This is a genomic window from Facklamia sp. P12932 (assembly GCF_050409545.1).
Classification (GTDB): Bacteria; Bacillota; Bacilli; order Lactobacillales; family Aerococcaceae; genus Facklamia.
The window spans coordinates 24,561-36,354 of the sequence record NZ_JBNUPG010000015.1 but is presented as its reverse complement, the minus strand read 5'-3'; the positions used below and the strand labels follow the sequence as shown (position 1 = coordinate 36,354).

Sequence of the window (11,794 nt, the reverse complement as noted above, 5' to 3'; positions counted from 1 at the left end):
AAGTAAAAAATAGAGTTGAGGCCTTCGGCCATCAACCCTATAAATTATAGAACCAATTAATCTTTTGGATACATTTTATCTATTCGCGCTTGTAAATCTTTATCATTGACAAATTCCTCATAGCTGGTATTCATGCGATCAAAGGCCCCAGTTGGAGTAATTTCAATTACACGATTGACTGTTGTATTTAAGACTTCGTAGTCATGTGAGGCGATGAGAATAGCGGATTTAAATTTAATTAAACCATCGTTTAAAGCAGTAATGGATTCAAGGTCTAAGTGGTTGGTTGGTTGATCCATCACTAAAACGTTGGCTTTCGATAGCATCATTTTTGAAAGTAAACAGCGGACTTTCTCACCACCAGAAAGGACGTTGACAGGTTTTAAGACATCATCTCCTGTAAAGAGCATGCGTCCTAAGAAGGAGCGTAAGAAGGTATTGTCACTTTCTTCTTTAGAAGCATATTGTCTTAACCAATCGACAATTGACAACTCGACTCCATCAAATTCATCGCCCGAATTACGTGGCAGATAGGTTTGTGAAGTCGTAACACCCCATTCAAAGCTTCCCTTATCTGCTTCCAAGTTTCCCATCAAGATTTCAAAAAAGGCTGAAATGGCATTGTCATTGCGGGAGACAAAAGCCACCTTATCATCACGATTCAAAGTGAAAGTAACATTATCAAAGAGGGCTTCACCGTCAATTGATTTTGACAGTCCTTCTACGCTAAGTAAATCATTACCGATTTCACGTTCAGGTGAAAAGCCGACAAATGGATAGCGACGGCTGGAAGGTTGAATGTCATCCAGGGTAATTTTTTCTAAAAGTTTCTTTCTAGAGGTCGCTTGTTTTGATTTAGAAGCATTAGCAGAAAAGCGCGCAATAAAGTTTTGTAATTCTTTAATTTTTTCTTCTTTTTTAGCATTTTGATCCGCTTGCAATTTAGCGGCTAATTGACTGGATTGTAACCAAAAGTCATAGTTTCCCACATAAATTTTTATTTTACCGAAGTCGACATCCGCCATATGAGTACATACTGTGTTTAGGAAGTGACGGTCGTGAGAAACAACGATGACAGTGTTTGGGAAGTCCATGATGAAGTTACTTAGCCAATCAATAGCTTGAGCATCTAGACCGTTAGTTGGCTCGTCTAGGAGCAGATTGTCCGGTTTACCAAAAAGTGCTTGAGCCAGTAAAACTTTGATTTTATCAGCTTCGATAAGCTCACTCATCTTGGCTGTATGTTGTTCAGTAGGGATTCCTAAGCCTTGTAACATATTAGAAGCTTCTGATTCAGCTTCCCAACCACCCATTTCGGCAAACAAACCTTCTAATTCGCCAGCGCGCACCCCATCTTCATCAGAAAAATCAGCTTTCATATAGATGGCATCTTTTTCTTTCTTTACTTCATAAAGTTCCTTATAACCCATCATCACGGTTTCGATCACTTCATAGTCTTCGAATCCGTAGTGGTTTTGGTTAAGAACAGCTAATCTTTCATTAGGATCCATGGACACATTTCCCGTTGTAGGTGCAATGTCACCTGATAAAATTTTTAAAAAGGTTGACTTACCAGCACCATTGGCTCCGATCACACCATAACAGTTGCCAGGTGTAAAATTAATATTGACCTCATCAAATAATTTCCGGTCTGGGAATTGTAAACTAACATTCGATACATTGATCACAAACATAACCTCCATCTTAGATTCATAGACATACGCCTTCATTCTAGCATGATAAGGACTAAAAAGCATTAAGAAATATAGTTTATTGATAAACTTATTAGAAGATAAAAAACTCTGTCCATTTAGGGACAGAGTCAAAATTTTATAGACTGCGTAACCAAGCTAAGAAGCGTTTGATTATAGAAGGATCTTGCGGACTTGACAGTTTAGTCTGATTATCACGAGCGGGATTTAGTTTACTGAGTCGAATTTTGCGACTCTGTTTTTCTTTAGCTAAGCGCTCATCGAGATCTTTTTGACGTTGGCTGGCTCGCTCGATTAAAATTTCTTGCGAGTTGATTTTTTGGTCTTCAATGATAACTGGGCGGATATATTCGCCGTTTACTTGCAGTTCACGTGCTTTCATATTATCAGCTAATTGAAGCTCTAAATAGTCCACTATATCGGCCTCGATATCCTTATCTAAGATCGGGAATTCAATTTCGACACGCTTAATCATATTGCGCGTCATCATATCAGCTGAAGAGAGGAATAGGTGGTTATCACTATTATGGTTAAAGTAATACACACGGGAATGTTCCAAAAAGCGACCAACAATTGAACGTACACGAATATTATCAGATATTCCAGGAATGCCCGGTTTCAAACAGCAGATACCTCTAACAATTAGATCAATTGAAATACCCGCTTGACTGGCTTCATAGAGCTTTTGGATGAGGGGAAGATCGGTTAAGGAATTCATTTTAGCAATGATACGACCATTACCGTATTGTTTTTGAAAAGCAATTTCCTCATCAATATAATCCATTAGAGAATCCCGAATGGCAAAAGGTGAAACATGTAAATGTTTATAATCTGGCAAGCTGCTATAACCACTTAAATAGTTGAAGAAATCAGTAGCATCATCCGTTAAACCAGGGTGCGTCGTAAATAAGCCCATATCGGTATAAATTTTTGCTGTTTTGTCATTGTAATTACCTGTTCCTAGATGAAGGTAAGGTTGGATTTTATTATCCTCCTTGCGAATGACCAGTGAAATTTTGGAATGGGTCTTTAGTTCACTAACACCATATAAAACGTGACAGCCTGCTTCTTCTAATTCTTTGGCCCAATAAACATTATTTTCTTCATCGAAACGTGCTTTTAGTTCCACCAACACGGTAACTTCTTTTCCGTTTTCGGCAGCGGTTTTTAAGGCTGAGATAATGGGAGAGTTTTTAGAAACTCTGTAAAGGGTCTGTTTAATGGCAATGGTTTGAGGATCTTGAGCAGCGTACGCTATTAAGTTAACTACCGGATCAAACGAATCATAAGGGTGGTGGAGGAAGATGTCATGGTCTTTGGCCTGGGTGAATAGGTCTTCTCCTAAATGTTTGGGATTCAGGTAGGGTATATGCTCCTCAAATAAGAATTGAGGGTTATTTTCACCAATTTCTTCTCTTAAGGCAAAAAGGAAAGTTAAATCGAGCGGCCCGTCAATTAAGTAAACAGCATTTTCTTCCAACTCAAAAACTTCTTGTAGATAAGTAAGGTTTTGTTCAGAAAAATTCATTAAGCGTGAGCGGTCAATTTCAAGCCGGACAGCCATTCCATTTTTTCTTTGTTTGACATAGTCTTCAATTAGAACTAACAAATCGGAAGCACCGTCTTCTGCAATTGAAAAATCTGCATTACGTGTAATTCGAAAAGGATAAGCAGCCACAACTTCATAGCCTTCAAAAATACGATCAAGGTGGTGGATGATAATGTCTTCCACTAAGACGATGGTATGGACTTGTCCTTCAATAATGAAATAACGTTCAATCAGCTGAGGAATAGGAAGAATCGCTCGATGCTCTTTGCCATCCTTTTCCAGCTTAACCATAATATTTAAAACTTTATTGATAAGGTGAGGGAAAGGCCGGTAGGCATCGATTCCTAAAGGAGAAAGAGTCGGTAAGAGTAAGGTCTTAAAGTAATAGTCTATTTCTGCTTGTTCAGATACGGATAATTCACCGATGGACTTCATTTGGTAGCCAGTATTTGGCAAGAGAGGCATTAATTCATGGTAGCGTTGGTATTGTTTAGCGACATTGCGTTGATTGCGCTGACTAATGTTTTCTAATAATTCTTCGGGTGTTTGGCAGGTTTTATTTTCAGAAACCTCCACACCAGCAAGGTATTGATCGTAAACTCCCGAAACTCTGACCATAAAGAATTCATCGAGATTTGAAGAGGCAATGGCTAAGAAATTTATTTGTTCCAGTAAAGGATTGGTCATATCATAAGCATTGTCAATACAACGTAAATTAAAGTCTAGCCAAGATAATTCGCGGTTAAAATAAAAGTCAGGATTATCAAATTGTCCGCGATTTTTTCTTGAGTTAGAAATGCGCTTATCCTTATTCACTGTTTTCTTTTTCTTTTTTTTGGTCTCAGTCATTTCATTTCTCCTCTCAGTTTTCTTTAAGCCTCTAAGTCAACATACTTTAGTTTTAAGCTTCCATCTAAGCTACGAGCAATATGTTTGGCGTGACGATCTGCTCGATATTGCTCGGCTACCACAGGGCCATTGTGATAAAGGGTTAGGATATAGTCTTTTTTCTTTTTTTCTAATTTAATATTTTTAATCGGAGAAGTTTTAGAATCGTTTAATGATTGGCTAAATTTTAAAATACCTCCTAAAGCTTGTAGTTCTTTTATATCTTCACTACTAAACCAATTGCTGAAAGACTGACAATATTGATTGAGTAAAGATTTATTACGATAACTGCTTAATAAAGCTAAGCGGACACGGTCGCGATGTGAAAAACCGGCCAAATCCATATTGGATAAAAGATAGAAAGTTGTCTGGGAATCAGCTTCTTTAGAGATGAATTGGCCACATCGGTAGAGATAACTTGCCATTTCTAATTCAACTTGCTGAGCATAGGAATAATCCATTTGTCCTAAATCAGTCAGTTGTTTATAAAGATCGATCGCTATTTTACTCCGAATTTCTGCAACCTTTGGATGCACTTTGAAATCACGACATACTTTGGCGACACTTCGAACGTGAATATGCTCAGGATTAATAGGCTGGTTAAAATGATCATTCAAGTAGTAAGTAATAACACCATCTCTCAGCCCTTGTCTAGAAATGAATAGGGTAGGCGCATTGACGATTTGAAAAAGCTCAATTAATGCTAAGTTAGCTGGAATAATGATGTCAGTTCGATCAGAACTTAAACCGTCAATATCTTGCATATCTTGGTAATTTGTTGACTGGAATAGGTCGAGTGTGGTGTTTAGATTTTTTTCAGAGAGTCGATAACCATGTAAGCCAGCAATGGGATAATTCTGTAGGCGTTGATGAACTTGAGCGATATTACGCGCAGAACCACCGACCGCAACGATCGGGTACTTAACCTTCTTTAGCCAATCCAGTGACTTAAAAGTTTTTTGTAAATAGCGTCTTGTCTTTTCAATGGCTGTTGAATCATTATGGTCTTTATCTTTAAAGAACTTTTCCTTCAAGCTGACTACGCCAAATGGAAAGGAATGGTATTGTTTAATCTCTTTGTTTTCTGACAAGGTTATTTCACAAGACCCTCCGCCCATATCGATAGTCACCATATTACGATTAGGTAAGGAGTGCGAAATAGCGTACTGGCCCAGCGAAGCCTCTTCTTTTTCTGATAAGATGCGAATTTCAATGCCAGTTTCTTCTAATACCCGCTGTATGATTTGCTCTTGGTTAGCTGATTGACGAATAGCTGCTGTAGCAAAGACAATTAACTCCTCAATTTTATGTGCTCGAGCGGCATAGTTAAAACTAGCTAGCGTTTCAGTTAGTTTCTGAATCCCTTTATCAGACATCATTACCTGGTCGTTTTTATCTTTATTCAAGTATTGAGATAAACGTGCAGGCGCTTTAAGGTTAGTAATTTCATGAACATCATAATATTGATCGATTGCATAAATCACCATACGAATAGTATTTGAACCGATATCAATTAAACCTACTTTATTGGAATACATATATTTCCACCCATCTATTGTGACTTAGTAACATCTTGGTCTTTATTTTTTATTTAAGACTTCTTCAATGGCAGCAGCAATCTCGGAAGAGTGAGAAACAACCTTTCCGTTAAGTTTGATCAATCCCACAGTGTATAAGTTAACATAGGCGAACTGTGATTCTGCAACTTCTTTGAGTGCTTCAATTTTTTGAGGGTTATCCGCGCCTTGTTGACGGGAGTCTGAAAATAGACCAATAATAGGAATGCCGGCTTGGTAGGCAATACCAATTTCACTGGCTACACCTGGATCAATGGTTTGTCCATCTAAGACGGCCAAAACGATATCACTTGCTAGCACTGCTTCCGTATCCAAACGAGCAATCATCTTTGAATCGGCATAGGCTTGCTTATCGTTAATTTCAGCTTGTTCTTGTGGTAAGAAAATATCTAAAGAAGGTATGGCTTGTCTTAATTCATTAGCAACTTTTTGGTTGAAGGCTAGTTCCATTTCATTAAAAAGGGGACTTGCAAAATATAATTTAGTCATGATTAAATCCTTTCTTTAAGTAAGTTTTTTAATTGCTGATACTTCTATTATAGTAAATTTTTTTAGTTTGGTGTATCAATTCTAGGAATTCCATGAAAATTAATTGATTCACAAAAAAGGAGTGGCTCAACTTGAGCCACTCCTCGAATGAGTTGTTAATTATTCAGCAAAAAATTTTAAGCGTAGAGCATTAAGTAAAACAGAGATAGAAGAAAAGCTCATAGCTAAGGCGGCTATCATTGGGTTAAGTAAGGGACCACCAAATAGATAGATAACGCCCATCGCAAAAGGAATGCCTATCACATTATAGAAGAAAGCCCAGAAAAGGTTCTGTTTGATATTGCGGATAGTCGCATGACTCAAATTAATAGCGGTCGGAATGGTGGTTAAATGGTTATTCATTAACACAATATCAGCAGATTCAATCGCAATGTCGGTCCCAGACCCGATCGCCATGCCGATATCAGCTTGTGCTAAAGCAGGGGCATCATTAATGCCATCACCGACCATAATCACTTTATTGCCGGTTGCTTGTACTTCCTTTACAATACGTGACTTATCTTCAGGCAAAACTTCGGCAAAGACTTTATCCACTCCTACTAATTGACCGATATGTTCTGCTGTGGCTTGATTATCACCTGTCACCATCATCACCTTAAGACCCATTGCTTTGAGAGTTTTTATTACTTCCATACTCGATTCTTTTATCGGATCTGAAATGGCTAATAAGCCTTGGAAATGGCGGTTAATTGCATAGAAAATAACAGTTTTGGCTTCATGACTCAGTTTATCTGCTAGTGAGAGAAAATCTTGAGGGATGGGTTGGCTTAATATTTCTTCCATTAAACGCTGGTTACCAATATCTATGTTTTCGCCATTAATCTCAGCAGTAATTCCCTTACCTGTAATTGATTGGATTTGCTTCAAAGCCTGATATTCTATGCCGAAACTTTCGGCATAATCGACAACTGCCTTGCCAAGAGGGTGTTCTGAGTTGGCTTCAACACTTGCTAACTTACTTAATAGAATAGCTTTATCTTTTTCATCAACAGGATAAAAATCAGTCACACTCGGTTGACCTTGGGTGATAGTCCCTGTCTTATCAAGCAAAATAGTATCTGCTTGGTGAGTAGTTTCTAGACTGGCACTGCTTTTAATTAAGATCCCTTTTTGTGCAGCATTACCTGTTCCCACCATGATAGCTGTTGGAGTGGCTAAACCAAGCGCACAAGGGCAAGCGATAATTAAAACACTAATAAAAATCTGTAAACTGAAAGTTAAGGATTGATTCATTATAAAGAACCAGAATAAACCACTGATTAAGGCAATCACCATAACAGTTGGGACGAAATAAGAAGCTACCACATCAGCAAATTTAGCAATTTGAGCTTTGGAAGATTGAGCTTCATTAACTAATTGAATAATTTGAGAAAGCGTAGTGTCTTGCCCTACTCGTTCTACCTCCAGGGTAAAGCCACCGGTTTTATTTAAACTAGCTCCAGTTACGCAGTCGCCTTTACTTTTATTAACCGGCATGGCTTCACCAGTTAACATCGATTCATCGACACTGGATTGACCCTCAAGAATGATTCCATCCATTGGAATGGTATCTCCAGGTCTAATTTGCAAATGATCTCCTGGTTGAATGCGTTCGGTTGGAACAATTTCAATGGAGCCATCCTCTTTAATTCTACGTGCCTCTTTAGGTGCTAAATCCATTAGGGTTTTAATCGCTGAAGAAGTTCGTCCTTTAGCAATGTCTTCTAAATACTTGCCGATTGTCATTAAAGAGACAATTACTGCAGCTGATTCAAAGTATAATTCAATCTCTTGACTGTTTTGAAGAGGATTGATGAATAGAAAGAGCGTTACGACTAGACCTTGAACAAAAGCGGCTCCACTACCTATTGCGACTAAGCTGTCCATGTTGGGGTGGCCATTCAAAAGACTCTTGAATCCACGAATAAATAAATCTTTACCTAAATATAAAACAGCACTACTTAAAATCATCTGAATGAGGGCATGAATGCTTGGATGTTGCTTTATTGAAAGAGAATCCGGAATAGGAAGGCCAATCATTGGACCCATTGCTAAAAGAAAGAGTGGCAGAGTGAACAGGACCATACCCATAATTTTTTGCTTGGACTTTTTTAAATATTGCTGTTCTCGCTCTAAATCTTTTTGATATTGTTCTTCAGGAGAAATAATTAAACTGGCATTATAACCCGCTCTTTGCACCGCCTCAATCGCTTTATCTGGCTGGGCTTTATGATCCCACTCAACATTCAATGTTGAAGTAGCAAAATTGACTTGAGCAGACTGAACGTCCGACAGTTGATTGGCTGCTTTTTCAACTGTTTGCGCACAAGAAGCACAAGACATTCCCTCAATCCGAAAGTTTTGAATGAGCGCTTCATTAATCGAAGGTAATAGCTGATAGCCTGCCTTTTCTACTCGATCAGCCAGTGTCTCAAATGTGACCTTTTGTGGATCAAAATTGACTTTTACAGAGTGGTTCAGTAGATTTACTTCGGCTGTTTCAACACCCATTGTTTGATTAAGCGTTTTTTCGACTGTCATTGCACAAGAAGCGCAGGACATTCCATCAATAGTATAAGTACTTGATTGCATTTTAGCCCTCCTTTAGGGATCGATTATTTGCTTAAATGATAGTGAGTATCTTTAAGCACCTGATTAAAATCTTCCATAGTTAAAAAGTCTTGATGCTCAATAGTAAGCTCTTTAGTATCCACTTGGATATTTACTTTTTCAACTCCATCCATTGATAAAAGCAAATCTTGAATAGTTTGAGCGCAGTGGCTGCAAGACATACCTTGGACTTTAAAATCTTGTTTTTTCATGATAATTCCTCCATTAATTAATGAGACCATGAGTGACATTGACATTGACCGACTGGGCAATTACATTTTACTTGGCTTGGAGCCTGCTTGCCCTTATCCTGCAATTGTTTTATCAGCTGTTGACAATCAGCTTGTGATAAGATGACATCATTAATTATTTGATGAATAAAAGGAGCCTTATCTTTATTGCAAATGCGGTTCAGTAGCTTACTTATTTCTGCATGAACCGCCTCTTTTTCAGAAATATTTGCTTGATATTGATAGGGTTTATGTTCTCCTTCAAGAGTCAAATGTTCTTTTTGCAATAAGCGGTTAATTAAAGTTTTTATAGTAGCTTCTTTCCAATCAGAAAATTGACTAGCAGTATCGATAATTTGGCGTGAAGTAAGTGAATGATGGGCCCAAACTATCCGCATAATTTCCCATTCTGCATCAGTGATCGATGGGACTGAAAGACTTTCTTGCATAAGAAAACTCCTCTCTGATTACACATGTAACTTCACTTAAAGTTTACAACTGTAGACATCAAATTGCAAGTCATAACTTAGTCTTTCATTAAATTTACTAGTATAATAAAGAAAAATATCTGAAGGAGTAAATAAAATGAAAAAGTACTACAAATTATTGATTTTAGTAGTAGCAGTTACAATGAGTTTAGTAGCTTGTGAAAATTTTAATCAAAGCTCTTTTAAGTCAGAAAAAACCCCAGACCAAATTCTTAATGATTCCATCAATTTGGATAATCAACAGATGAGAATGACTAATGAAACTTATCAAGAAGAAGTAGCTGCTGACCAAGCCTATTTGATTCAAAAGGCAGACTTATATTTTGAGACCTTAAAATATGAGGAGGCCAAACAAGCTTTATTTGAAGTGATTGAAAAAAGCAAAGGCAGCATTCACTATCAAAATGAGTATTTGATAGATGGTGGACATTTTTCTGATAGTGAGCAAGAGTTGCGTGAGTTAATTTTGACTGCGCGTATTCCACAGGCGAACTTTAATCAAACAATTGAGAAACTCCAAGACCTGCCGGATGTTTCTTTGCAATCGTCAAGTAGAGGGTCCCAAGATGTCACTCGCTCGGTCAATGATATTGACATCCGTTTACAAGCCGTAGAGGATCGTTTAGACCGGTTAAATGCCTTATTAGATCAAGCAGAAAAAATTGAAGAAATTGTCCAAATTCAAACTGAAATTGAAAATGCTATTATTCAAAGAGATCAATATTTAGCCGAACAAGCTAACTTGGAAAATCAAATAGAACAAGCCACTATCAATATTATTTTGAGTGAGCGCTATGTTCTAGCAGAAGAACGCAATCAAAATTATTCCTTTATAGGTCGTATAGCTAATACTTTTAAAGAAGCTTTGATTTCTACCAAGTGGATGCTAGAAAATCTTGTTTTATTATTGGTAGCAGCTTTACCCTTCTTAATGATTTGTTTGGCAATCTATTTATTGTACCGCTTATTTTTTAAAAAGATTGCCGATAATTACCGTAAATACTATCCTCAAAATGAGAAAGAAAATCGAATGTTAAATCGTGCTAAACATGAACAGAATATCAAACAGAATTTCCATCCAAGTGAAACAGATGAAAAGTAAATGAATCAGATTATATACCTTATCCCAAAGACTAGATACAATTTTAAATAAAAATATTGAGAACAATTTTATAAAAGTGTATCATTAAGAGTAACAGTGAATATTAAGGAGTGATCGAGCAATGTTTCAACAGTTACAAGAAAAGATAAAAGGAAAAGGCATCAAAATAGTGTTTCCTGAGGGGACTGACCCACGTGTTTTAGGAGCAGCAGTACGCTTGCATGCCGAAGATATTGTGGAACCGATTGTTTTGGGTAATAAGGTAGAAATTAAACAACTAGCCAATGAAAAAAATTGGGTGATTGAAGGGATTACTCTCCATGACCCTGAAGAATATCAAGCAATGGATCAATTGATTGAAGCTTTTGTTGAAAGACGTAAGGGTAAGAATACTAGAGAAGAAGCTATTGAACGCCTAAAAGATCCTGCATACTTTGGAACCATGTTGGTTTATACCAATCAAGCGGATGGAATGGTATGTGGAGCCGTTTACTCAACAGGAGATACAGTAAGGCCTGCTTTACAAATTATCAAAACACGACCAGGCGTAAAATTAATTTCAGGAGCCTTTATCATGGTTCCACCTCATACCAATGGTCAAAAATTAGTGTTTGCAGATTGCGCTATTAATATTAATCCTGATGCACAATCTTTAGCTGAAATTGCGGTAGAAAGTGCTAAAACAGCTGAAATCTTTGGTATTGATCCTAAAGTGGCGATGTTAAGTTTTTCTTCTTATGGATCAGCCAAATCACCAGAAGTAGATAAAGTGGCAGAAGCGACTAAAATTGCGAAGCAATTAGCACCCGAATTGACCATTGATGGTGAAATGCAATTTGATGCGGCTATTGTTCCTGAGGTGGCTGCACAAAAGGTTCCTGGGTCTATTCTTGATGGACAAGCGACTGTCTTTGTTTTCCCAGAAATTCAATCTGGAAATATTGGCTATAAGATTGCGCAACGCTTAGGTAATTTCCAAGCTGTTGGACCAATTTTACAAGGACTGAATAAACCCGTTTCAGACCTTTCAAGAGGGTGTGTAGAAGAAGATGTGTTTAAAGTAGCGATTATCACAGCCAACCAGGCTCTAAATAACTAACCTAAATAAAT

At 37.5% G+C, this 11,794-nt stretch carries 9 protein-coding genes; 2 read left to right on the top strand and 7 right to left on the bottom strand.

Going from position 1 to position 11,794, the window contains the following annotated elements; all coding sequences use genetic code 11:
• Positions 1 to 56 precede the first annotated feature (56 nt).
• From ACQV2P_RS06720 to ACQV2P_RS06690, 7 genes are all read right to left on the bottom strand, one after another.
• Entirely contained in the window at positions 57 to 1,688 is a 1,632-nt protein-coding gene (locus ACQV2P_RS06720; protein WP_428873293.1) for an ABC-F family ATP-binding cassette domain-containing protein, read from the bottom strand.
• 142 nt (positions 1,689 to 1,830) lie between these two features.
• Positions 1,831 to 4,110 (bottom strand): RNA degradosome polyphosphate kinase, encoded by a 2,280-nt coding sequence (locus ACQV2P_RS06715; protein WP_428894797.1) that lies wholly within the window; start codon positions 4,108 to 4,110, stop codon positions 1,831 to 1,833.
• 23 nt (positions 4,111 to 4,133) lie between these two features.
• Positions 4,134 to 5,687: a Ppx/GppA family phosphatase gene (locus tag ACQV2P_RS06710; RefSeq protein WP_428894796.1), complete on the bottom strand. Its 1,554-nt coding sequence runs from the start codon at positions 5,685 to 5,687 to the stop codon at positions 4,134 to 4,136.
• A gap of 42 nt (positions 5,688 to 5,729) precedes the next feature.
• On the bottom strand, positions 5,730 to 6,215 hold the full coding sequence (locus tag ACQV2P_RS06705; RefSeq protein ID WP_428875100.1) for a nucleoside 2-deoxyribosyltransferase: 486 nt from the start codon (positions 6,213 to 6,215) through the stop codon (positions 5,730 to 5,732).
• A 159-nt stretch (positions 6,216 to 6,374) separates the two neighbouring features.
• Positions 6,375 to 8,846 carry a heavy metal translocating P-type ATPase gene (locus ACQV2P_RS06700; protein ID WP_428894795.1) on the bottom strand — a complete coding sequence of 824 codons (2,472 nt, stop codon included), beginning with the start codon at positions 8,844 to 8,846 and terminating at the stop codon, positions 6,375 to 6,377.
• 23 nt (positions 8,847 to 8,869) lie between these two features.
• A complete protein-coding gene (locus ACQV2P_RS06695) occupies positions 8,870 to 9,076 on the bottom strand; it encodes a heavy-metal-associated domain-containing protein (RefSeq protein ID WP_428894794.1) in 207 nt (68 codons plus the stop codon).
• Positions 9,077 to 9,093: 17 nt separating this feature from the next.
• On the bottom strand, positions 9,094 to 9,543 hold the full coding sequence (locus tag ACQV2P_RS06690) for a CopY/TcrY family copper transport repressor (RefSeq protein ID WP_428873301.1): 450 nt from the start codon (positions 9,541 to 9,543) through the stop codon (positions 9,094 to 9,096).
• Positions 9,544 to 9,679: 136 nt separating this feature from the next.
• On the opposite strand from ACQV2P_RS06690, the gene ACQV2P_RS06685 reads away from it, so the two are divergent.
• Positions 9,680 to 10,684, top strand: coding sequence for a DUF4349 domain-containing protein (locus ACQV2P_RS06685; protein WP_428894793.1), 1,005 nt, complete (start codon positions 9,680 to 9,682; stop codon positions 10,682 to 10,684).
• A gap of 121 nt (positions 10,685 to 10,805) precedes the next feature.
• The gene (pta, locus tag ACQV2P_RS06680) at positions 10,806 to 11,783 is read left to right on the top strand and encodes a phosphate acetyltransferase (protein WP_428875103.1); all 978 of its coding nucleotides are present in this window, start codon (positions 10,806 to 10,808) and stop codon (positions 11,781 to 11,783) included.
• Positions 11,784 to 11,794 lie beyond the last annotated feature (11 nt).

Bases quoted from the DNA above. Each gene is read 5' to 3' on its own strand.
- ACQV2P_RS06715 (WP_428894797.1), bottom strand. From the start codon at position 4,110: ATGACTGAGACCAAAAAAAAGAAAAAGAAAACAGTGAATAAGGATAAG.
- ACQV2P_RS06710 (WP_428894796.1), bottom strand. From the start codon at position 5,687: ATGTATTCCAATAAAGTAGGTTTAATTGATATCGGTTCAAATACTATT.
- ACQV2P_RS06705 (WP_428875100.1), bottom strand. From the start codon at position 6,215: ATGACTAAATTATATTTTGCAAGTCCCCTTTTTAATGAAATGGAACTA.
- ACQV2P_RS06700 (WP_428894795.1), bottom strand. From the start codon at position 8,846: ATGCAATCAAGTACTTATACTATTGATGGAATGTCCTGCGCTTCTTGT.
- ACQV2P_RS06695 (WP_428894794.1), bottom strand. From the start codon at position 9,076: ATGAAAAAACAAGATTTTAAAGTCCAAGGTATGTCTTGCAGCCACTGC.
- ACQV2P_RS06690 (WP_428873301.1), bottom strand. From the start codon at position 9,543: ATGCAAGAAAGTCTTTCAGTCCCATCGATCACTGATGCAGAATGGGAA.
- ACQV2P_RS06685 (WP_428894793.1), top strand. From the start codon at position 9,680: ATGAAAAAGTACTACAAATTATTGATTTTAGTAGTAGCAGTTACAATG.
- pta (WP_428875103.1), top strand. From the start codon at position 10,806: ATGTTTCAACAGTTACAAGAAAAGATAAAAGGAAAAGGCATCAAAATA.